This is a genomic window from Enterococcus sp. NPDC086594 (genome assembly GCF_044746145.1).
Classification (GTDB): Bacteria; Bacillota; Bacilli; order Lactobacillales; family Enterococcaceae; genus Enterococcus_D; species Enterococcus_D entomosocium.
On sequence record NZ_JBIVBP010000002.1, the window covers coordinates 16,585 to 37,870 of the forward strand.

Consider the following 21,286-nt stretch of genomic DNA (forward strand, 5'->3'; position numbering starts at 1 on the left):
AATGAACTTAACAATAAGTCCTGAAGCAATGCAATGGTTCAAAAAAGAGTTGGTGGTAGACCAAGGAAGCGGGATTCGTTTTTTTGGAAAAATTTATGGAAAGACACAAGTGCATGACGGATTTTCCGTGGGGATGTCAGTGGACAAACCAGAACGTCCGATCGTTGAACAAACCATTGACGGATTGCTTTTTTTTATTGATGAAGCGGATGAGTGGTTTTTCAAAGGCTATAATCTGACAGTTGATTATGATCAAACGTTGGATGAACCGAAGTACGATTTTAGTGAAGATAAAAAATAATGTGGATTCGGTCATAGCTGACCGGCCTCCCACGATTGGCTCTAGGAGATGAAACCGATGTTATCAATTGTTGTACCTTGTTTTAATGAAGAGGCGAGCTTGCCGATATTCTTTGAGGAAACAGAAAAGGTGAAGAAGTATTTAAACATGCCTTTTGAATATATTTTTGTTAATGACGGCTCTTCAGATCAAACACTACCTGTTTTAAGAGAGTTATATCGTGCCCATCCTGAAAGTGTTCGCTATTTATCTTTTTCGAGAAACTTTGGTAAAGAAGCTGCACTTTATGCAGGCTTACAAGCGGCGAAAGGCGATTTTGTCACTGTGATGGATGCAGATCTACAAGATCCGCCGACATTACTGCCAGAAATGTTTGCGATGCTGGAAGCAAAACCAGAGCTTGATTGTGTTGGGACCAGACGAGCAGATCGCAAAGGAGAACCGAAAATCCGTAGTTTTTTCTCAGATGCCTTCTATAATATTATCAACAAGATTGCCGATACCGAAATGGTAAATGGTGCCCGAGATTTTCGCTTGATGCGTCGTAATATGGTGGATGCCGTTTTACAACTGTCAGAGTACAATCGCTTTTCAAAAGGGATCTTCAGCTGGGTCGGCTTTGATACAGAATACATCGCCTATGAGAACCGGGAACGAGTCGCTGGCGAAACTTCGTGGTCATTTTGGAAACTGTTTCAATATTCGATCGACGGGATTGTTAACTTTTCAGATACGCCTTTGAATATTGCTTCGTTTATTGGGGCGCTTTCCTGTTTTGGCTCTCTGATTGCGTTGATATTTATTGTGATCAGAACTTTTATTTTTGGTGATCCAACGACTGGTTGGCCATCGATGGTCAGCATTTTCTTATTTGTGGGCGGCTTGCAATTGCTTTGTTTGGGAATCATCGGGAAATATATTGGAAAAATTTTCTTAGAAACCAAAAATAGACCGTTATATTTCTTGAAAGAAACCGAAAAAGACCAAGAAAAACAACGATAATATAGAAGTGTACAATCTGAAGGTTTCGCCTCCGACTGTACACTTTTTTTGCGGAAAGAATATGTTAGTAGCCTTTATCCAAGTTTATCTCATTTTTTACAAGTTCTTGTTTTGCCAAAAAATGTTGGAAGTTCGCTAAGAAAATGGCCATAAATGCCTTTTGAAAATGGGGCGTATGCCCTGAGATATGGGGGGTTATCAAAAGGTTTTCGATGTGCCATAACGGATCATTCTCGGGCAATGGCTCTTCTTCAAAAACATCCAGAGCGGCAAATGCTATCTGCTTTTTTTCTAGGGCTTTTGCTAATGCATCGGTATCCACACTAGGCCCACGGCCGACATTATAAAAGGAAGCACTAGGTTTCATTTGGGCAAAAAAAGCTGCATCATACAAGTGAGTGGTTTCTTCCGTCAGAGGAAGGATGTTGATGACGCAATCGGCGGTTTTTGCGCAAGCGTGTAAGTCAGATAACGCAAACGTTTTTTCAAAACCTGTCACGTCATGCCCGCTAGTATTGATACCAATGGGACTTACACCAAAAAAGGTCAATGCTTGAGCTAACTTTTGGCCAATTTGTCCTGTACCAACGATCAAAATCTCTTGGTCCGACAATTTTGTATAGTGAATTGTATTCGGTGACCATTGCTGTTTTCTCTGTTGCTGAATTGCTTGGAAAATCCCGCGGTTTTCCATAAATAGTAGAGCCAACAAATGGTCTGTGATCGATTCGGCATGGATGCCGCTGCCATTAGATAAGCGAATATTGTATTTCGCAAACTCTTTTAATGGTAAGGTGTCTACGCCAGCTGAAATCGCTTGGACCCATTTCAAATTTGTTTTCTCCGTTAGCAGGTAGTCCTTCCATTCCGACTTCCAACCAATGGTGATTTCTACTTGTGACCAATCAATTGCTTGGTCCTTTGTGTACACAAGAAATTGATAGTCTTTTTCGATTTGTTTCACATATGTGTCGCGAAACTCTCGAGTGGCTAAGATTATTTTTTTCATTGCCAAGCCTCCTTTTAACTTAAGTGTAGCAAAGAATGAGAAAAAAACCATGTTCAAGGAATTGAACATGGCCTAGATTAGGTTTTAAACTGAATTTTTGGAGAATGTTTGACCCCTTGTGTGAATAAGAATAAAGAACCAAACAAAATAAAGGTGGTTGCATCGAAGGAAGGCAATAGTAGTTGTACGATTACACTAATAAGCGTAGGCAATGCAGCACTTACGATCAGAATCTTTAAATTTTCAAAGAAAGTATAGGAGAATCGTTTTAATCTTGTATAGATCGTTGCAATAAAGGTCCCCATCACTAAGGTGATCAGCAAGCTGACAAATGATGGATACAATGCAACAAAAAAGACAATGAGTTTGATTAGCCATGGAATTGCTTGGTTTGATAGCGCTTCTCGAATCGCCTGACCGTTAAGATTGCGCAGCGCAGGCTCACTGTAATCAAATTCTAATTGATTAGAATCTAACATTGACGTCGATAAGCCAGAAGAGGGGATACGGATGACCAGCTGATCTTTTAACAAGCCAACAGCGATGACAGAGCCAGTAACATCAGATGCAATATCTGCTGGCGTACGGTTGCCATCTGGATCGAAAGTAAAGATGATCGAATCGGTTTGATAAATGAAACCTTGCGTATCCGGCGCTGTAGCAAGCTGCCCATTTTCGATCGTAAAATCTGGAATCGATTCGCCAATTTTTTGTCCGTCTGCTTGCACATCGCTAAAGACACCTAATACATTGATGGTCATCGGTACCGCGATAAGCACGGAGGCGCTTAATAGAAAAACGATTACTTTGGAAAATTCTGCTTTTTTGACAAATTTTAAATCAGGTATTCGGAAAAAAGCAATTTTAAATAGTTGGACGATAGTCATTTGCTGATGAACTCCTTTGTGGTATAACTAGAGTAATTGTAACGAAGGGTTCTTTGAATTACAAGGAATTCACAAAAAAAGAACCAATTATCGTAGGAATGAATAAATAAAGAAATGAAAGTAGGCAAAAGAATGCAAAAGTACAACGAATACAAACAGTTCTTGCAGCAAAAAAAGTTGTGGGAGCCGATTACGTATTTATTTTTTGGTGGATTAACGACTGTAGTCAACATTGTCGTCTATCTCATTTTTCGTGAAGGATTTGGTCTTTATTACCAGACAGCGAATGTGATTTCCTGGATTGCTTCTGTTTTGTTCGCCTACTTTACAAATAAGTTATGGGTCTTTGAAGCAAAAACCGAGACAAAGCAAGAGTCATGGGCGGCATTTGGGAAGTTCATTTTCTTTCGCGTCTTATCATTAGGCTTAGATATGCTTTGTATGTATCTATTTATTTCAATTTTGGCAACCGGCGATCTAGTTGCCAAGCTGGTCACCCAAGTTGTTGTTGTTTTGGCAAACTATGTGTTTAGTAAATTTTTGATTTTCAATACGAAAAAAAGTGAGAAAAAGTAAGCATATTTTTTGAACAAAGTCTGATAGTCTGATAATGTTACTTATGTAAACATTATCATTGAGGAGGAATTTTTTTATGACTTACACATTACCAGATTTACCTTACGCATACGATGCATTAGAACCATACATTGATGAAGAAACGATGCATTTGCATCATGATAAACACCATAACACTTATGTAACAAACTTAAACGCAGCGATTGAAAAACATCCTGAATTAGGTGAAAAAACAGTTGAAGAATTATTAGCTGACTTTTCTTCTGTACCAGAAGATATTCAAACAGCAGTTCGTAACAATGGTGGCGGCCATGCCAACCATACGTTCTTCTGGGAAATCTTAGGCCCAAATGCTGGTGGCGAACCTACTGGAGCCATCAAAGAAGCAATTGACGAAGCTTTCGGTAGCTTTGAAGACTTTAAAGAAGAATTCAAAACGGCTGCAACCGGACGTTTTGGTTCAGGTTGGGCATGGTTAGTCGTGAAAGATGGCAAATTAGCAATCACATCAACAGCGAATCAAGATTCACCATTGATGGATGGCCAAACGCCTGTTTTAGGTTTAGATGTTTGGGAACATGCGTATTACTTGAAATACAAAAATGTTCGTCCAGATTACATCAATGCTTTCTGGAGTGTTGTTAATTGGGACAAAGTAAACGAATATTTCGCAAAAGCTTAAACAATTTACTAGAAAGAAGCCTGCTAAAAGGCTTCTTTTTTTGTGAGTAGAAAGAGTCGTTTTGATATTGCTAACGCTTACATAATCCGCTATAATAAAGGCGACGGAATCGTCGGATTATAATTATTGGAGGCTTTACACACTATGGAACATGGGAAAGTAAAATGGTTCAACAACGAAAAAGGGTTTGGTTTTATTACAGTTGACGGTGGCGATGATGTATTTGTTCACTTTTCTGCCATTCAAGGAGACGGTTTTAAGTCACTTGAAGAAGGTCAAGAAGTTGAATTTACGATCGTTGAAGGTGCCCGCGGGCCGCAGGCAGCGGAAGTAACCAAAGTCTAATTACCTAATTAAAGAATCGACTGAAAAGCCTTGCAGCTAAGCAAGGTTTTTTTTCGGTCTAGATAGTTTCTGGCAAAACCATGAAAGAAAAGAATGAGAAAACTGTTTCTTTCCTTCAAGGGAGGAATCCTTGCATTTTGTTTCATTTACATTACATTTTTATTAAAACAAATGTTTTATAACAAATGAGATTGCTCTATGATATAAATTATGCGAAAATTTAGTCGATTGTTATTTTTTATCGGACGAGGTGCAAGATGCGAAAATATCAAAGAATAGTAATAGGAATATTAGGGATTTTGGTCCTGGGAATTATCGGATTAACTGTGTACGGTTTGCAAGTTTATAATGATACAAGTTCAACTTTTGAACATATTTCTAAACCAGTTGATCGAAACACAAAAAGGCGTTCAGAAACTGTCAACATTGAAAAAAGAGAACCTTTTTCTATCTTGTTACTAGGAATTGATACCGGAGCTTTAGGAAGGACCGAGCAAGGTCGTTCAGATAGTATGATGGTTGTTACAGTAAATCCAGAAAAAAAGCAATCTACGATCGTTAGCTTGGACAGGGATATATTTACTCAAATCATCGGGTATGGAACTTTAGACAAGTTAAATCATGCATACGCTTTTGGGGGAGAAGCCATGGCAATGGATTCTGTGGAAAATCTTTTGGATATACCGATCGATCATTATGTGACAATCAACATGCAAGGGATGAGAGATTTGATTGATGCAGTTGGTGGAATCGAAGTAACGAATGATATCGACTTTACGCTCGAGGGAGTCCATGTTCCGAAAGGAAAAATCACTTTAAATGGGAAAACTGGTCTAGCTTATGCACGTATGCGTAAAGAAGACCCAGAAGGAGATATTGGTAGGCAGAAAAGACAACGAGAAGTTGTAACAAAAATTTTAAAAAAAGTGATGAGTTTGGATGGAATCAATAATTATCAGAAAATATTAAAAGCTGTTGAAAAAAATTCAAAGACAGATCTAACATGGGACGATATGCTGGATGTCGCAAAGAACTATTTACCTGCTTTTACGACGATTCATCAAGAGCAGCTTCAAGGGGAGGGGCAAATGTTGAATGATGTCTACTATCAGCTTTTAGGGGTCAATCAGCTCTTACACATGCAAAATACACTCAGAGAACAACTGGCCCTCCCTCAAAACAATCAGCTCTCACAAGGAGATGAACATACACAAGGCTATGTCAACTATCAGTTCTACGATGACAGTGCAGTCTTTTCCGATGGCGAGGGTGCGAGTGAATAGATCCATATAGCTGTCTTTCGATCAATTGAGGGTGTGTCGGTTTGTACGTCTCCTTCAACTGTTTGATAGGATAGCGGAATCGATACATGGGCAACTGCTTGTGTGTCGATTTTTCGTTTATATGAAAGCTCCTCTCGCTTCAATCGATCTAGTTTTCCACAAAAAAAGAAATGTAAATCTTGTTTCACGAAACCATCAAATGAAAAAACATAAGAAAGCTTAAAAAAACAATTTTTTCATGAAAGAATGAAAATGAAACAATCAAACTGTGAAACATTTACTCGGATTCACGCCAATTTTTATAGTTTTTTCTAAGGATTAATGGATATTTTTTGTTTTTTCTGTTTCGAATCGAATTTTTTGGTAAAATAGGACAGTAGTCATTATAGATTGGAAGGATAGATGAGATGAAGAATTTGAAAGATAAAGTTGTCCAAGGGATACGCAAGGGGCCAGAAGAACCAAAGGCTAAATCGTATCGCAAATCTCATGTTCCATTTCGATTGAACTTTTTGTTTTTTATTATTTTTGCTTTGTTTGTGTCCTTGATCGTTCAATTAGGCTATCTACAGATCGTCAATGGCGACAATATTGAGCAGCAGTTGAAAGCTTCATCTGTAGTGGAAGTCAAAGGAAGCGCCCCTCGGGGAATGATCTATGACGCTTCTGGAAAAGCGCTGGTGGAAAATCAAGCCAATGCAGCAATCACATTTACCCGCGGAAACAAAATGACCGCTCAAGATTTATTAGAAACGGCCAAAAAATTGAGCGAGTTGATCGAAGTACCTGTGGACAAAAACTTGTCTGATCGTGATCTTAAGGACTTTTGGCTGGCCGATGAAGAAAATCTTGAAGCAGCAACTGACCGATTGAGTGATGAAGAGCGTTCTTTAGGTACTTCTGAACAATATGCGGCAACCGTTGATAAAGTGACAGAAGATGAAATCAATTTCTCTGATGCAGAATTAGAAGCAGCCACGATTTTTAAGCGGATGAATAGCGCCCAATCTTTGAGTACGGTCTTTATTAAGACGTCGGATGTGTCTGACCGTGAATTAGCTGTTGTCGCTGAAAATATGGTTGATTTACCGGGAATCTCCACGGGGACTGATTGGACGAGAAACATCGTTGAAGGAAGTTCTCTGGCTAGTTTGATCGGAACGGTGACTAGTGAAGAACAAGGGATTCCGGAAGAAGTTTTGGATGAATTTTTAGAAAAAGGCTATGCTCGTAATGATCGCGTTGGACGTAGTTATTTAGAGCAGCAGTATGAAGAAGTCTTACAAGGCACAAAATCCATTTCCGAGATTTCCCTTGATAACAATAATAATATTGAAAGTCAAAAAGAAACCTTTGCTGGGGCAAAAGGGGATAACCTTGTATTAACATTAGATGCTGAGTTTCAAGCGAGAGTTGATAAAATCTTGCAAGACAATTTCCAAAAACTGATTGATTCTGGGGCAGCAGAATATTCTCCAGGGGTTTACGCAGTGGCGTTAAATCCAAAAACCGGCGGCGTTTTGTCAATGTCCGGCTATCATCATGATACAGGTTCAAATGAATTGCAGGAAAATGCCATTGGTACCTTCATTAATTCCTTTGTACCAGGGTCCGTTGTCAAAGCAGGGACTTTGGCTGCCGGCTGGGAAAATGGGGTCTTAAACGGCAATGAAGTGTTATTGGATCAACCAATCAGAATTGGCTCCGATGTAAAAGCCTCAATTTTCAACCCAACTGGGGCAAATAATCGTAACCTTTCTGCGGAGCAGGCGTTGGAAGTTTCTTCTAACTCCTATATGATGCAAGTCGCTTTACGTTTGATGGGCATCAATTATCAGTCAGGTATCTCGATTCCAACAGTGGATCGTCAAGGGGATGTCTATGAAAAACTACGTTCGTCTTTTGCCTCTTTTGGTATGGGAACTGAAACTGGGATCGATTTACCTGGAGAAGCGACTGGTATCAGCACATCGATCGATAATATGGACCCCGTCAGTGATGGTGGGAAGATCCTTGACTTGGCTTTTGGTCAGTTTGATACCTATACCACGTTGCAGCTGGCACAATATGCAGCAACCGTTGCTAATGGTGGCAAAAGATTGCAGCCTCATATCGTCGACGGTATTTACGGCAATGATGAAACTGGCGGTCTTGGCTCACTGATCGAAGAGATCGAACCAACGGTATTGAATGAAGTTGGTTTAACAGATGCTCAAATGCAAATTGTTCAAAATGGATTTTATGATGCAGTTCATGGAACGGATGCTTGGGCAACTGCCAAAGGCTTGGCTTCTGCGAAAATGGAGGTCTCTGCCAAAACAGGTACTGCCGAAACACCAATTGTGGATAGTAATGGCAATACCATCAGCTTAGTTAACCTAAACATCGTTGCCTACGGGCCAAGCAGTGATGCGGATATTGCGATTGCGATCGTAATGCCTCAATTAAAAGGCGACACAGATACCCATCCAAATATTCAAATCGCCAAAGAGATCATGGATGCTTACTACGACTTATATATGAAATAAGCATAAAAAATCGCAGTGAAGACTGCGGTTTTTTTGTTTTATAAGAAAACTGATAGAAAACCAACATTTAGTGAGAAAGACTTGCTATTTTTGAATGATTGGCTTAGAATACTAGCGGTCAAGAGATAATTTTGATTTGCACGTTAAATAAAAAGATAAACTGATGATAAAAGGGGTAAAAAACGTAATTATGAACAAGGAATGTTTAAGTAAGCAAGAACTAATGAAGCAGTTGGGACAATTTACACCAGCTGAAAAAAAGGAGATTCGGGATTATTTACAACGGAAAAATCCATTGCTTTTCCGAAAATTTGAACGAATGAAACACGATTTATATCGCTTGGAATCACGGCGTGTCCAATGCGAGATTGAAAATAACGAAAAGGAGTTAGGTCTTCTAAACGACAAGATCCTTTTAAAAAAAGAAGATTTTCTTGAGCTGTTATTAGCCATTCGAAAGAAAAGAGGGTAATGGATGGAATTTATTGAACTCGTCATTATCATTGCAATTCTTGTCACATTATCAAATGTGGCGAGCAAAATATTGCCCTCAGTACCGATCTTTTTTATTCAAATCATCTTAGGAATTTTATTAGGTCTTACAGAAATGGGTCAAGAGATCGCCTTTGAACCGGAAATGTTTTTAGTAATGATCATTGGTCCATTGCTATTTCGAGAAGGGGAACGAGCAGATGTACCTGAGATCCTAAAAAACAGCAAGATCGTGCTGTTTTTGGCTTTTGGTGGCGTGTTAATGACGCTGTTTGCGGTCGGCGGAACCCTCCATTGGTTGATGCCGACGATACCTCTGGCTGCTTGCTTCGCTTTCGGGGCTGCGTTAGGACCAACTGATGCGGTGGCAGTCTCCTCATTAGCAAAGCGTTTGAAAATTTCCAAAAACATTATGCATATTCTTGAAGGCGAGGGCTTACTGAACGATGCTTCGGGGGTTACCGCATTACAGTTTGCTATCGTGGCTTTGACTACCGGGAGTTTTTCAGCAGCCAACGCAGGCTTCCAACTTCTTTTCTCTAGTATCGGTGGCGGGCTTGTCGGTTACTTGATAGTATGGCTGAAACGCCGGATTTTACGTTTTATTGAAAAAATCTCGGCACAAGATGTCACAGTATACTTATTGATTGAACTGCTCTTGCCATTTGCTGCCTATTTGCTGGCAGAAATGATTGGCGTCTCAGGGATTATCGCAGCAGTTGTGGCAGGTGTAGCCCAAGCCCAAAGAAAACGCCGGATCTCGTTGTTTGATGCAGAATTAGCGAACATTTCGGAAAGCACATGGTCGACCATTGTCTTTACATTGAACGCATTAGTGTTTCTCTTTCTAGGGATCGAGTTGTCACAAGTCTTTTCACCGATCTGGGAAAGCAAAAACTATGCAAACTGGCATCTAGTCATCACGATTTTAGTCGTCACAGCGGTGATTTTCCTCGTACGTTTTATCTTTTTGCTATTTTATTATTGGTTCTTACAGTCAAAAAAACAAGTATCCATGAATCAAGTCGCCTTGTTGACCTTTGGTGGCGTCAAGGGAACAGTCAGTTTGGCAGCCATCTTCATTTTACCGGTGATGGTGCATGAGACACCGTTTCAGGAACGGAGCTTGCTCCTGTTTTTGACCGCCTGTGTAATTTTGCTGACATTGATCATCAGCGTGATGGTCTTACCTTATTTGGCAGATGGTGAAGCTGCCGAAAGTGTCGACTTCAATCACTTGCTGATCTTAGAAGACGTCATCGAACAATTGGAAGCAGAAGAAAAACAAGAGCTTTCTGATAAAGGTCGCTTAGCGATCGATGCTGTCATCAATTCCTATGAAAATCGTCGTTGGGAATTGTATCGCAATAGTTTGACTGATTCAGAAAAACAAGAAATCCAAGAAATTCAAGGATTGATCTTATCGATCGAACAAGACGGCTTGGATGAAGCTTATCGAAATGGGAAAGTCAGCCTAAATGGCTATCGTTTTTATTCACGCTTTATTTCTCAGCAGCAGCATTCCCTCGCAAAACAAATTCTCTCATTCTTTAGTTTTTGGCTCTTCTTTATTCAGCGTTTTATTCGTGTACTGATCCATCCACGTTTGTTTTTACAGCGGCAGCAGCAACTGAAAGATGCCTTGAAACAACGAGACATTTCTGAAGTACAAAAAATCTACTTAAAAAACAGCGAATACATTTTTCACAGTTTGAGCAATTTAGAAGATGTTTATGATTCCTCGCTGATCAATTTCTTTATTCGTCAACGAGAAATGAGCATCAAACGGTTTGAACATAGCAATTTCATTGAAACGATCATGATTGAGCAAGACCCGATTTTTGTTAAGAAAGTCCTTTGGGGCTATTATCTTGAGCGCAAGACGATCGATGAATATGAAGTGGCTGAGAAAATTTCAACGATTTCTGCAAATGAGTACCGACGCAATGTCAATCTGTTAGAATCGTATGCGATGTCTCGAGCGGAAGAACAACCGAAACAGCGGATGTTCCGCCGATAATATGTCTCTAAAGGCGCGCAACTTGATGCACGTTTTATGGAGTGTCTCCGTCAGGTTATTCCTAAAAGATGATCAACATCGATGATCAGAGGGAATAAACTGACGAAGGCATTCTTTTTTATTGCAAAAACTGCTCCTTTCTCTCATCGTTTCCTCGGATGAAATGTGGTACAATGAGCGAAGAAAAAACTCAGGAGGGATTCTGTGAAAGAATTAAAAGTAAGTGAATTAACCAAAACTTACGGTGAAAAAACACTGTTTGATCAGCTTTCTTTTCTGATACATGAAAAAGATCGGATCGGTTTGATCGGTGTCAATGGCACGGGGAAATCAAGTTTGCTGCGAATCTTAGCAGGTTTGGATCGTGGAGATGGTGATCGCCAAACTGTTTTTGCTAGTCAAGATTATCGAATTGGCTTTTTAGCGCAAGACAATCAGCTACAAGAAGAATTATCCGTTGTAGATGCTGTTTTTCAAGGGACCAGTCCGCTGATCCGCGTTGTTCGCGACTATGAAAAAGCGCTGATTGCTTTAGAAAATAATGGTATGGATCAACAAACGCAGCGCAATTATCAATTGGCAGAAGAAGCGATGAATAAAGCGGATGCTTGGAACACAGATACAACAGCCAAAATTATCCTCCAAAAACTTGGGATCAGTGATTTAAAGAAAAAGGTCAGTGAGTTATCTGGAGGTCAAAAGAAACGAGTGGCTATGGCTCAAGTATTGATCGATGAACCAGACCTGTTGTTATTGGATGAACCGACTAACCACTTAGATTATGATGCGATCCAATGGTTGGAAGGCTATCTAAAAAATTATCGGGGTGCGTTATTGATGGTGACCCACGATCGCTACTTTTTGGATCGAGTCGTTAACCGAATCTTTGAATTGTCCTTTGGCAAGCTGCATGAATATCAAGGCAATTACGAGACGTATCTTCATGCTCGATCAGAACGAGAACGAGTGGAGGAGACGCAAGAAGACAAGCGCAAGCAGTTATACAAACATGAGTTGGCTTGGATTCGCACCGGAGCAAAGGCCCGTACAACGAAACAACAGGCACGGATCGATCGTTTCGATGATTTAAAAGAAAACCTACATCAAGTAAAACGTAACGGCGAAGTGGCCATTGATGTTGCTACGACACGCTTAGGCAAACAAGTCTTAGAGCTAAAAGATGCGAGTTTCCAGATTGAAAACAAAACGATTTTGTCTCACTTTGATTTGTTGATTCAATCAAGAGAACGCTTAGGGATCACAGGAGAAAACGGTGCGGGCAAATCAACGTTGCTCAATATTTTAGCTGGTCACCTGCCTTTAGAAGAAGGGGAGCGTACGATTGGCGTGACTGTGAAAATGGCTTATTATACGCAAACGATTGAAGCGATGAACCCTGATCAGCGAATGATTGCTTATTTGCAAGAAGCAGCCGAGGAAGTGCAAAAAGTGGATGGCTCACAAGTCAGTGTCGCAGAAATGCTGGAACAGTTTTTGTTTCCGCGATCCATGCACGGCACTAAGATCGGCAAGCTATCTGGCGGAGAAAAACGACGACTATTTTTACTCAAGCTATTGATTGGACAGCCAAATGTTCTCTTGTTAGATGAACCGACCAACGATTTGGATATTGATACCCTGACGATTTTGGAAAATTATTTGGAAACATTCCCAGGTGCAGTGATCACTGTTTCCCATGACCGCTACTTTTTAGATAAAGTTGCCCAAAAATTGCTGATCTTCGAAGGAGACGGCAGGATTAAGTCCTACTTTGGTTCCATTAATGAGTACTTAGCAGCCAATACCAATAAAGCTAGTTCAAGTGTACTAGAGCCAAAAGAATCAAAAAACGATTCGCTTTCTGCTGATAGTGAGGAGTCTGCTGCAGCGCCTGTCAAAAAGAAACTGAGTTATATGGAACAAAAAGAGTGGGCGACAATTGAAGATGATATCGCGGTGTTAGAAGAAAAAGCTGCCACTTTGACTGAAGAGATGAATCATCAAGGAGCTGACTTTACCAAGCTCCAAAAATTACAGCAAGAAATCAGCGAGGTTGAAACGCAACTTGCAGAAAAAATGGATCGTTGGGAATATTTGAGCGAATTTGTGTAGAGTAAAGGAGAGAACGATGGAACAAGCATATTTAGATCTAGGAAGAAAAATATTAGCAGAAGGCAATGATAAAAGTGATCGTACCGGAACGGGAACACGCAGTGTCTTTGGTCACCAAATGCGTTTTGATCTGTCCCAAGGCTTTCCATTGTTGACAACCAAGAGAGTTCCTTTTGGCTTGATCAAAAGCGAATTATTGTGGTTTCTAAAAGGAGATACCAACATTCGTTATCTCCTAGAACATAATAACCACATTTGGGATGAATGGGCGTTTGAACGCTATATTAAAAGTGATGCTTACACAGGTCCTGACATGACGGACTTTGGCCGTCGTTCCTTAGTGGATGAAGCTTTCAATGAACAGTACCAACATGAGTTGAAACAGTTTTGTGAAAAAATCTTATCTGATGATACATTCGCTGAAACCTTCGGCGATTTGGGTCATGTTTATGGGTACCAATGGCGCCATTGGGAAAAAAGTACGGGTGGGTTTATCGATCAAATCAAAGAAGTGATCGAGATGATCAAAACAACGCCAGACTCTCGTCGTTTGATCGTCTCTGCTTGGAATCCAGAAGATGTACCGACGATGGCGTTGCCCCCTTGTCACACGATGTTTCAATTTTATGTTCATGATGGTCGCTTAAGCTGTCAGTTATATCAACGCAGTGCCGATGTCTTTTTAGGCGTTCCCTTTAATATTGCTAGTTATGCGCTATTAACGCACCTGATTGCTCATGAAACTGGACTAGAAGTCGGAGATTTTATCCATACATTAGGTGATGCTCATCTGTACAGTAATCATATAGAACAGATGAAGGAACAGTTGACTCGTTCAGTACGTCCGGCGCCAAGCTTACAGTTAAATCCTGAAAAACAGTCAATCTTTGATTTTGAAATGGAAGATATTACCCTGGCAGGGTATGATCCGCATCCAACAATCAAAGCACCGATCGCAGTTTAAGTGGTTGTTTGGTTTCATTTCATAAAGAAAGGAATGAGGCGTAATAGAAAATACCCACAAACGAGGCTTTGCGGCGACCTTTCATCAGAGACATGCTGGATCGATTCATGCATTGCTCATTGATCAATGCATTGATTTCTTGCATCAGCACTATGATGCAGTTTGGCTATCCGTATCCGAGGAAACAGTGCCGGAGCTAAAAGAAGCCATTCGATCAAATCAGCAGTGCACTGCCATTTTTATACCAGCAAAAGGGGCGGCGGATGCCCGCAGAAGACTTGTTTTTGCTGCACAGCATAATTTACCAATGCTGGATTCATTGCATATTTGTGATTTTGATCGCGTAGTGACTTGGATCGAGACGTATCCAGAAGAACTTGTGGCAATAAGCAAACAGCCGTTACCAGAGAATACGTATTGTATCCTAGGACGAACTGCAAGGGCGTTTGCGAGTCATCCGCAAACGTGGCAAAGAACGGAGCGCTTGATCAACGAGATCGCAGCTGACTTTTTTCAAATACAAGAAATTGATGTCGCAGCTGGTAGTGCTCTCTTTCCTATCTCCCTGATACCGACCTTACTGAAAAACAACAACGCGCGTTTAAACGATGGGGAATGGCCGAGAAATGTCCAAAGAAGCGGCGGCACAATTGTTTACCAAGCCTGTGATGGCTTGCGCTTTGATGAGCGCAACAAAGATTCATTTGAGCATGAATCAGCTTTTCAGCTGATGCAGCGGCTGCAGGTTGCTGCTACTATTTCGGAATCATTTTATACAGAAGGGATGTAATTTTTATGTTGATCGCACTTTGGGCACAAGATCAAAAGGGTTTGATCGGAGCGGATGGCACACTGCCGTGGCATTTGCCGAATGATTTGAAATTTTTTAAAGAGCAAACCATCAATAATACGATTATAATGGGGCGCAAAACCTTTGAAGGCATGGGAAAAAGATTACTGCCGCAGCGTACGACGATCGTTTTGACAAGTGATCCACACTATCAAGCCAACGGCGCGTTAGTGATGCATGACCGAGAGGAAATCTTAGCGTATGTGAAGCAACAAGAGCATCCCGTTTTTTTAACTGGTGGAGCGGGTGTTTTTGAAGCGATGATTGACGATTGCGATCAATTGTACCGTACAGTGATCGCTGCGGAATTTAACGGAGATGTGTATTTCCCAGAGATTGATTGGGCGCAATGGAAACTTGATCATGTGATCGATGGGATCGTCGATGAAAAGAACCGTTATCCCCATCAATTTGAATTTTATCATAGAAAATAAAAGAACAGGAAGCTTTCTGCAGCGAAAGTTTCCTGTTCTTTGTTTGTAAGCAATGCTTCATTTTTAGGTATACAACAAGACGGAGAAGTACATCAGTCCAGCACCTAACATAACGAATAAGTGCCAAACCACATGCATGAATCGAACGGATTTTAAACTATAGAATAGCGCACCTACAGTATAAGAAACACCACCGCTTGCTAGTAAAAATGTTCCCCAGTAGCCTAAATGTTCGATCAGAGGTTTAAAGGCGACGACACATAGCCAGCCCATGATGATGTAGATCAGGGTGGAGATTTTTGAGACAGTCTCTTTTTTATGAAGAGTCAGTGACTTATAAACGATGCCGCTAATTGCTAGTAGCCAAATCAAGACAAAGAGTGACCAGCCAAGCCAGCCTTGGATACTAAGCAAGCAAAAAGGTGTATAGCTTCCGGCGATCAGCAAGAAAATGGAGGCATGATCAAAGACTTGGAAGACCTTTTTTGCTTTGGTAAAAATCAAACTGTGAAATAAGGTAGAAAAGAGGAAGAGCAAAATCATCATCGACCCATAAATGGCATAGGAAACGATATGGATAGGTGACCCTAGATTTGCCCCCTTGATTAAGAGGATGACCAGTCCTGCGATACTCAGTCCTAATCCGATCCCGTGGGTTACTGCATTTAATACTTCATTGACGATCAAATATCTGCGACTAAACTTCATGTGCTGCATTCGGCACCGTCCTTTCGAATCGAAATTAGATGAAAAAAAATTTTCTCTCTGTTATACTTAGTATAAATGGTCTGTGGTTATTTTACCACGAAAAAAGACTTGATTTAAAGAGAGAGTGAATATATGATGGCAAATCTTAAAATTGTGACAGATTCTTCCAGTACGATGGAACCAAGTGTCCGTGATGCTTTGGCTATCCATGTCGTGCCTTTATCTGTAATGATCGATGGTGTCGTTTATCCAGATGATGAAACGCTGCCGGGAGAAAAATTTATGCAAATGATGGCGCAAGCCAAAGAATTACCTAAAACTAGCCAGCCGCCGATCGGTCATTTTGTAGAACTATATGATGAATTAGGCAAAGATGGCAGTGAAATACTATCGATTCATATGACCAAAGGGCTTAGCGGAACCGTGGAAGCGGCTCGTCAAGCCAGTCATTTATCAAAAGCTAAAGTCACCGTGATCGATAGTGACACTACAGACCAAGCGTTGGCTTTTCAAGTGATTCGGGCAGCAGAATTGGCTAAAGCCGGTAAGACACTAGAAGAAGTTTTACCAGAGGTGGATTTGGTGCGGGAGCATACGAAATTATTTATCGGCGTTTCAACGTTAGAAAACTTAGTAAAAGGCGGTCGTATCAGTCGTGCCAAAGGTCTTTTATCGAGTTTGCTGAACATGAAGGTGATTATGGATTTTGATCATTCAGAACTGATTCCAGTCGTCAAAGGACGTGGTGTCAAGACCTTCAATAAATGGTTTGAAGAGTTAAAAGCTGAACTGAAGAGTATGCCTAAAGTGACGAAAATTGGTATTTCTCATGCTGAAGGGTTAGAAATCACAGAACGTTTCCAAAAGGAATTAGCGGAACTATTCCCCGAGTTGGATATCCCCTTGTTGCACACGACACCGATCATCGCCACTCACACAGGTAAAGGTGCCTTTGCGATTACTTATAGTACGGAATAAAAAAGCATGTTTTCTTTCAGCGATTCGTTTAATGACGAATCGCTTTTTGGCGTATGACAAGCTGTCAGGAAGAAAAAACAAAAAAAGAAGCTGCTGTTGCTTGTCGACTCTTTGACAGGTAGCTGTTTTCTTTCTTAAGTTTGAAGGATTGCGACTAGGAATTTTATGAGAATTTTGTTAAAATAGCAAAGATTACAAAGGAGTTTGAATACCTTGAAATGGAAGAAATTAGTAACTTATCTACTCGTTGTGGGATTGATAGCTATTGGAACTGGCTTACTGTTTCATTTTACTGTTCCCAAAGCCCAACCATTGCTGACCCCTGTGGACAAGCTGGCGGCCAATGATTCGAAAAAATCCGCCATTGAATATCTCGCTCTTGGGGATTCCTTGACAGAAGGGGTTGGTGATGAAACAGCTCGTGGTGGCTTTGTGCCCATTTTGGCTGGGGATCTAGAGGATCGCTATGATTTGAGCAATTTGGTAACTAAAAATTATGGGGTCGCTGGTGAAAGAAGCGATCAGATTTTAAAGCGAGTGAAAAACGATGAAGACTTACGCCAAGATCTTAGTCAAGCGGATTTGATTACCTTGACTGTCGGCGGTAACGATGTACTAAAAGTGATCCAGAGCAATTTCTTCGGCTTGAGCATTGAGACGTTTACGGAACCGATGGAAGATTACCAGGAACGTTTAAAAGACTTGTTTGCTCAAATCCGCGATTTGAATAGTGATGCACCAATCTATGTCTTGGGCATCTACAATCCATTTTATCTGAATTTCCCAGAAATCACGGATATGCAGACGATCATTGATAACTGGAATAAACAAACGGAAACGTTCGTCAATCAGCAAGACAATGCCTTTTTTATTCCTATCAACGATTTGCTCTATAAAGGGTTAAGTGATGAGGTCGGTATTGCTGATACAGAAGAAGGGGAATCAGAGAAAACTGCCGAATCATCGGACACAGAACGCTTATCTGATTCATCGACGACAGCTTCGGACGAATCACAAAGCAGTACTTCAACGACAACTGATTCATCGCAAACTGTCGGGAATAATATCACAAACAATGTTTTGTATGAAGGCGATCGCTTCCATCCCAATAATCTTGGGTATCAACTGATGGCGAATGCCGTTCGCGATGAAGTGATCAAAACGCAAAATTATTGGTTGCTAGAGGAGGAAGCAAAATGAAACCAAGCGAATCAACGAAGCAGCCGGAAAAAACAGCTGCAACGAAAAAAAAATCGATTAACTACTGGAAAATTGCTTTTCTAGTGTTGGTCGGCATCCTTTTAGGCACAACGGTTTTCTTTGCTTCAAGAATTTTTCAACAGCGAGAAACCGGCTTAAATGAAAGTGCTGAACTTGTTCAACGGGAGGGCAGTCCTGTTCTGACCGTTAACAGCAACAAAAGCCAAGTCAATCAATTGATTGATTTTTATCTATCTGATTTTCAAAAGGATCAAGAGGTCAAGTATAATTTTGAGCTGAGAAACGAAGCACTCTTAACAGGCGAGTTTCAAGTATTAGGGTTTCCTATCACGTTTTATCTCTATTTTGATCCTTATGTGACAGAAGAAGGAAATGTCCAATTAAAAGCCAAAAGTTTATCGATTGGCACCTTGGATCTGCCCACCAGTGAAGTAATGAAAATGATCAAACGTAGTTTTAAATTTCCTGACTGGATCGATGTCAATGCCGATGAACAAATCATTTTGATACGTTTGGATCAATTCCGTATGCAAAATGGCTTGTTTATCAAAGCCAACAAAATCAATCTTGTGGATGATGAAATTCAAATGAGTTTATATTTACCAGCTGAAACGGAGGATGAATAATGGAACGAGCAATTTTTGCCGGTGGGTGCTTTTGGTGTATGATCCAACCCTTTGATGAATTAGAAGGGGTGCATTCAATTTTTTCCGGCTATACCGCAGGACATACCGAAAATCCAACCTATGAAGAAGTCAAAAGCCATCAAACCGGGCATACTGAAGCAGTGGAAATCATTTTTGATCCTGAAAAAATCAGTTATGAAGACCTTTTGACGATCTATTGGCAGCAAACGGATCCGACAGATGCTTTTGGTCAATTTGAAGATCGCGGCGACAATTATCGTCCGGCTATCTTCTATTTTAATGAAGAGCAGCGGAAAAAAGCCGAAGCCAGCAAAGAGGCGCTTCAGGCTTCCGGTCGATTTACCGATCCGATCGTGACCACGATCGAACCAGCCCAACCTTTTTATTTAGCGGAAGAAGAGCACCAAGAGTATTACAAAAAGAATCCTGAGAATTTTGCTCGCAATCATGCCCGTAGAGCAGCCTTTTTAGAAAATCATTGGGAGCAAGAACATGCGTAAAAGTTTTTATACCTATTTAATGGCAGTCAAAGGACCGAGTCATACAGATGAGGCCCAGATCTTTGCTACTCATGCAAGTCATGATATCCAGTTTCCGAAGCACAGCGATGACTATGATGAAGTCTCTTCTTATCTGGAACTAAATGTTGATTATTTGCCATCCATGGATATTTTTGATCGTATCTGGGCAGAGTATCTCGAAAATAACAAATAAAAAAACGATTCTTCGTTTTGTATGGTTGCATAAAATCCGCAGAACGGAGCTGTTTTTTCTCAGAGAGGTGTTGTGAATGAAAGGTTTAACGACGAGCCGATATATCGTTTCTCTCGTTTGTGTCGCAATTTTGTCAGGAGGCGGTGTCTATTTATGGCAAACGGCTCAGCAAAATCAGCAGACGACGCAACCGGTGACAGAAACGACCACAGAAGCCAGCGGAATGGAGAAAATCCAGTCGCTATATGACCAAATCCTTGCGAATTATTACCAAGAAGTTGATGAGGATGCCTTGATAGAAGGTGCCCTTCAAGGGATGACTGATGCGCTAGATGATCCTTATACGACGTATTTGAACCAATCAGATGCGGATAACTTAGAACAATCACTTTCTGGAAGTTTTGAAGGGATTGGTGCTACCTTGTCAATCGTTGAAGACTATCCAGAAGTCGCACAAGCGCCGATAAAAAATACGCCTGCTGAAAAAAGTGGTCTGCGGATCAATGACCGAATCGTCAAGGTAGACGGTGAAGATACGCAAGGACAGGAATTATCTGAAGTTGTGGGAAAGATTCGTGGTGAAAAAGGGACGAAAGTCACCTTAACGATTCAACGTGATCAGGACACCTTTGATGTGGAGATCACTCGTGATGTGATCCCAATCGAAACAGTCCATGGAGAAATTGCTGAAAATAATGACACAATCGGTCGTATCGATATTACTTCCTTTGGTGAAAACACAGCAGCTGAGTTGAAAGAAACCATCACCGAACTGCGAGAAGCCGGCGCAAAGTCGTTTGTTTTGGATTTAAGACAAAATCCTGGCGGATTGCTGGACCAAGTACAGATCATGGCAAGTATGTTTTTAGAAAACGGCCAAACGATCGTGAAGTTTGCCAACAATCAAGGGGTGGTCAGTGAGACCAAAGCGAGCGAAGCATTGGATGAAGGATTCAAAGTCACAGAACCGGTCGTTGTTTTAGTCGACGGCGGCAGTGCCTCTGCATCGGAAATTTTTGCCGCAGCCTTGCAAGAATCAGCGGATATCCCAGTTGTTGGTACAGAAACCTTCGGCAAGGGAACCGTTCAGAACGTGAAGGATCTGGGGGATAATAGTGAATTAAAAATGACGGTCATGAAATGGCTGACACCGGATGAAAATTGGGTCAATGATCAAGGTGTGATGCCGGATTATGAAGAGGACTATCCAGAGTATGCGTATTTCCCGCCATTACCACGGGACAATGCCTTAAAAGCTGGACAATCATCAACGGCAGTCAATAACCTAAATCAATTTCTTAAAGCGTTAGGGTATGCCACTAGTGGTGATACCTTCAATGATGAGACGACAGCAGCAGTGAAGACTTTTCAAGAGGCTCATGATTTAAAAGTGACTGGGGAAGTCGATGCAGACACTGCCCAAGCGATCGAAAAAGAAGTAACGGAGAAACTCAAAGCAGAGGACCCAGCATATTTAAAAGCACTGTCCTTGCTTTCTGAAGAATAAACTAAGTGAAAAATTGGAGAGGAGGC

22 protein-coding genes are annotated in these 21,286 nt (G+C 40.9%); 19 read left to right on the forward strand and 3 right to left on the reverse strand.

What is annotated here, in order from left to right; all coding sequences use genetic code 11:
• Window position 1: 1 nt before the first annotated feature.
• Both ACIPK1_RS04475 and ACIPK1_RS04480 read left to right on the forward strand, forming a co-directional pair.
• Window positions 2-301, forward strand: coding sequence for a HesB/YadR/YfhF family protein (locus tag ACIPK1_RS04475; protein WP_008379609.1), 300 nt, complete (start codon window positions 2-4; stop codon window positions 299-301).
• Between the two features lie 57 nt (window positions 302-358).
• Window positions 359-1,303, forward strand: a complete 945-nt coding sequence (locus ACIPK1_RS04480; RefSeq protein ID WP_400450000.1) for a glycosyltransferase family 2 protein — start codon at window positions 359-361, stop codon at window positions 1,301-1,303.
• A 64-nt stretch (window positions 1,304-1,367) separates the two neighbouring features.
• Here ACIPK1_RS04480 and ACIPK1_RS04485 read toward each other — a convergent pair whose 3' ends face one another.
• Window positions 1,368-2,363: a phosphoglycerate dehydrogenase gene (locus ACIPK1_RS04485; protein ID WP_400450001.1), complete on the reverse strand. Its 996-nt coding sequence runs from the start codon at window positions 2,361-2,363 to the stop codon at window positions 1,368-1,370.
• A 26-nt stretch (window positions 2,364-2,389) separates the two neighbouring features.
• Window positions 2,390-3,199, reverse strand: a complete 810-nt coding sequence (locus ACIPK1_RS04490) for a DUF1189 domain-containing protein (RefSeq protein WP_400450002.1) — start codon at window positions 3,197-3,199, stop codon at window positions 2,390-2,392.
• 132 nt (window positions 3,200-3,331) lie between these two features.
• Here ACIPK1_RS04490 and ACIPK1_RS04495 point away from each other — a divergent pair, with 132 nt between their 5' ends.
• The 11 genes from ACIPK1_RS04495 (at window position 3,332) to ACIPK1_RS04545 (ending at window position 15,485) form a co-directional block, all read left to right on the forward strand.
• A complete protein-coding gene (locus ACIPK1_RS04495; protein WP_034872204.1) occupies window positions 3,332-3,775 on the forward strand; it encodes a GtrA family protein in 444 nt (147 codons plus the stop codon).
• A gap of 76 nt (window positions 3,776-3,851) precedes the next feature.
• The gene (locus tag ACIPK1_RS04500; RefSeq protein WP_005236898.1) at window positions 3,852-4,457 is read left to right on the forward strand and encodes a superoxide dismutase; all 606 of its coding nucleotides are present in this window, start codon (window positions 3,852-3,854) and stop codon (window positions 4,455-4,457) included.
• A 144-nt stretch (window positions 4,458-4,601) separates the two neighbouring features.
• A complete protein-coding gene (locus ACIPK1_RS04505) occupies window positions 4,602-4,802 on the forward strand; it encodes a cold-shock protein (protein ID WP_005229578.1) in 201 nt (66 codons plus the stop codon).
• A 257-nt stretch (window positions 4,803-5,059) separates the two neighbouring features.
• Window positions 5,060-6,085 carry an LCP family protein gene (locus tag ACIPK1_RS04510; protein ID WP_016621289.1) on the forward strand — a complete coding sequence of 342 codons (1,026 nt, stop codon included), beginning with the start codon at window positions 5,060-5,062 and terminating at the stop codon, window positions 6,083-6,085.
• A gap of 407 nt (window positions 6,086-6,492) precedes the next feature.
• Window positions 6,493-8,613, forward strand: coding sequence for a penicillin-binding protein 2 (locus tag ACIPK1_RS04515; RefSeq protein WP_016613209.1), 2,121 nt, complete (start codon window positions 6,493-6,495; stop codon window positions 8,611-8,613).
• A gap of 190 nt (window positions 8,614-8,803) precedes the next feature.
• Window positions 8,804-9,085 (forward strand): hypothetical protein, encoded by a 282-nt coding sequence (locus tag ACIPK1_RS04520; protein WP_008379625.1) that lies wholly within the window; start codon window positions 8,804-8,806, stop codon window positions 9,083-9,085.
• Between the two features lie 3 nt (window positions 9,086-9,088).
• A complete protein-coding gene (locus ACIPK1_RS04525) occupies window positions 9,089-11,125 on the forward strand; it encodes a sodium:proton antiporter (protein ID WP_016613210.1) in 2,037 nt (678 codons plus the stop codon).
• Between the two features lie 204 nt (window positions 11,126-11,329).
• Window positions 11,330-13,237 carry an ABC-F family ATP-binding cassette domain-containing protein gene (locus ACIPK1_RS04530; protein WP_016613211.1) on the forward strand — a complete coding sequence of 636 codons (1,908 nt, stop codon included), beginning with the start codon at window positions 11,330-11,332 and terminating at the stop codon, window positions 13,235-13,237.
• Between the two features lie 16 nt (window positions 13,238-13,253).
• On the forward strand, window positions 13,254-14,201 hold the full coding sequence (locus ACIPK1_RS04535; RefSeq protein WP_005236877.1) for a thymidylate synthase: 948 nt from the start codon (window positions 13,254-13,256) through the stop codon (window positions 14,199-14,201).
• Between the two features lie 43 nt (window positions 14,202-14,244).
• Window positions 14,245-14,991: a hypothetical protein gene (locus ACIPK1_RS04540; protein ID WP_016621290.1), complete on the forward strand. Its 747-nt coding sequence runs from the start codon at window positions 14,245-14,247 to the stop codon at window positions 14,989-14,991.
• A 5-nt stretch (window positions 14,992-14,996) separates the two neighbouring features.
• Window positions 14,997-15,485, forward strand: coding sequence for a dihydrofolate reductase (locus tag ACIPK1_RS04545; protein WP_008379636.1), 489 nt, complete (start codon window positions 14,997-14,999; stop codon window positions 15,483-15,485).
• 63 nt (window positions 15,486-15,548) lie between these two features.
• Here ACIPK1_RS04545 and ACIPK1_RS04550 read toward each other — a convergent pair whose 3' ends face one another.
• On the reverse strand, window positions 15,549-16,202 hold the full coding sequence (locus ACIPK1_RS04550) for a hemolysin III family protein (protein ID WP_005236874.1): 654 nt from the start codon (window positions 16,200-16,202) through the stop codon (window positions 15,549-15,551).
• A 126-nt stretch (window positions 16,203-16,328) separates the two neighbouring features.
• On the opposite strand from ACIPK1_RS04550, the gene ACIPK1_RS04555 reads away from it, so the two are divergent.
• From ACIPK1_RS04555 to ACIPK1_RS04580, 6 genes are all read left to right on the forward strand, one after another.
• Complete coding sequence (locus ACIPK1_RS04555; RefSeq protein ID WP_034872242.1) at window positions 16,329-17,171, forward strand: DegV family protein; 843 nt, start codon at window positions 16,329-16,331, stop codon at window positions 17,169-17,171.
• Between the two features lie 213 nt (window positions 17,172-17,384).
• Window positions 17,385-18,371 carry an SGNH/GDSL hydrolase family protein gene (locus ACIPK1_RS04560; protein WP_086317054.1) on the forward strand — a complete coding sequence of 329 codons (987 nt, stop codon included), beginning with the start codon at window positions 17,385-17,387 and terminating at the stop codon, window positions 18,369-18,371.
• Window positions 18,368-19,018, forward strand: coding sequence for a YpmS family protein (locus ACIPK1_RS04565; protein WP_005236869.1), 651 nt, complete (start codon window positions 18,368-18,370; stop codon window positions 19,016-19,018). The genes ACIPK1_RS04560 and ACIPK1_RS04565 overlap by 4 nt, the downstream gene beginning before the upstream one ends.
• The gene (gene msrA / locus ACIPK1_RS04570; protein WP_008379644.1) at window positions 19,018-19,539 is read left to right on the forward strand and encodes a peptide-methionine (S)-S-oxide reductase MsrA; all 522 of its coding nucleotides are present in this window, start codon (window positions 19,018-19,020) and stop codon (window positions 19,537-19,539) included. The genes ACIPK1_RS04565 and msrA overlap by 1 nt, the downstream gene beginning before the upstream one ends.
• Window positions 19,532-19,753: a YozE family protein gene (locus tag ACIPK1_RS04575; protein ID WP_005236867.1), complete on the forward strand. Its 222-nt coding sequence runs from the start codon at window positions 19,532-19,534 to the stop codon at window positions 19,751-19,753. The genes msrA and ACIPK1_RS04575 overlap by 8 nt, the downstream gene beginning before the upstream one ends.
• 76 nt (window positions 19,754-19,829) lie before the next feature.
• Window positions 19,830-21,260, forward strand: coding sequence for a S41 family peptidase (locus tag ACIPK1_RS04580; RefSeq protein ID WP_086299603.1), 1,431 nt, complete (start codon window positions 19,830-19,832; stop codon window positions 21,258-21,260).
• The last annotated feature ends 26 nt before the right edge of the window (window positions 21,261-21,286 follow it).

What these genes read in the sequence shown, in the direction of transcription:
- ACIPK1_RS04475 (WP_008379609.1), top strand. Translation starts at nt 2, where the DNA reads ATGAACTTAACAATAAGTCCTGAAGCAATGCAATGGTTCAAAAAAGAG.
- ACIPK1_RS04480 (WP_400450000.1), top strand. Translation starts at nt 359, where the DNA reads ATGTTATCAATTGTTGTACCTTGTTTTAATGAAGAGGCGAGCTTGCCG.
- ACIPK1_RS04485 (WP_400450001.1), bottom strand. Translation starts at nt 2,363, where the DNA reads ATGGTTTTTTTCTCATTCTTTGCTACACTTAAGTTAAAAGGAGGCTTG.
- ACIPK1_RS04490 (WP_400450002.1), bottom strand. Translation starts at nt 3,199, where the DNA reads ATGACTATCGTCCAACTATTTAAAATTGCTTTTTTCCGAATACCTGAT.
- ACIPK1_RS04495 (WP_034872204.1), top strand. Translation starts at nt 3,332, where the DNA reads ATGCAAAAGTACAACGAATACAAACAGTTCTTGCAGCAAAAAAAGTTG.
- ACIPK1_RS04500 (WP_005236898.1), top strand. Translation starts at nt 3,852, where the DNA reads ATGACTTACACATTACCAGATTTACCTTACGCATACGATGCATTAGAA.
- ACIPK1_RS04505 (WP_005229578.1), top strand. Translation starts at nt 4,602, where the DNA reads ATGGAACATGGGAAAGTAAAATGGTTCAACAACGAAAAAGGGTTTGGT.
- ACIPK1_RS04510 (WP_016621289.1), top strand. Translation starts at nt 5,060, where the DNA reads ATGCGAAAATATCAAAGAATAGTAATAGGAATATTAGGGATTTTGGTC.
- ACIPK1_RS04515 (WP_016613209.1), top strand. Translation starts at nt 6,493, where the DNA reads ATGAAGAATTTGAAAGATAAAGTTGTCCAAGGGATACGCAAGGGGCCA.
- ACIPK1_RS04520 (WP_008379625.1), top strand. Translation starts at nt 8,804, where the DNA reads ATGAACAAGGAATGTTTAAGTAAGCAAGAACTAATGAAGCAGTTGGGA.
- ACIPK1_RS04525 (WP_016613210.1), top strand. Translation starts at nt 9,089, where the DNA reads ATGGAATTTATTGAACTCGTCATTATCATTGCAATTCTTGTCACATTA.
- ACIPK1_RS04535 (WP_005236877.1), top strand. Translation starts at nt 13,254, where the DNA reads ATGGAACAAGCATATTTAGATCTAGGAAGAAAAATATTAGCAGAAGGC.
- ACIPK1_RS04545 (WP_008379636.1), top strand. Translation starts at nt 14,997, where the DNA reads ATGTTGATCGCACTTTGGGCACAAGATCAAAAGGGTTTGATCGGAGCG.
- ACIPK1_RS04550 (WP_005236874.1), bottom strand. Translation starts at nt 16,202, where the DNA reads ATGCAGCACATGAAGTTTAGTCGCAGATATTTGATCGTCAATGAAGTA.
- ACIPK1_RS04555 (WP_034872242.1), top strand. Translation starts at nt 16,329, where the DNA reads ATGGCAAATCTTAAAATTGTGACAGATTCTTCCAGTACGATGGAACCA.
- ACIPK1_RS04565 (WP_005236869.1), top strand. Translation starts at nt 18,368, where the DNA reads ATGAAACCAAGCGAATCAACGAAGCAGCCGGAAAAAACAGCTGCAACG.
- msrA (WP_008379644.1), top strand. Translation starts at nt 19,018, where the DNA reads ATGGAACGAGCAATTTTTGCCGGTGGGTGCTTTTGGTGTATGATCCAA.
- ACIPK1_RS04575 (WP_005236867.1), top strand. Translation starts at nt 19,532, where the DNA reads ATGCGTAAAAGTTTTTATACCTATTTAATGGCAGTCAAAGGACCGAGT.
- ACIPK1_RS04580 (WP_086299603.1), top strand. Translation starts at nt 19,830, where the DNA reads ATGAAAGGTTTAACGACGAGCCGATATATCGTTTCTCTCGTTTGTGTC.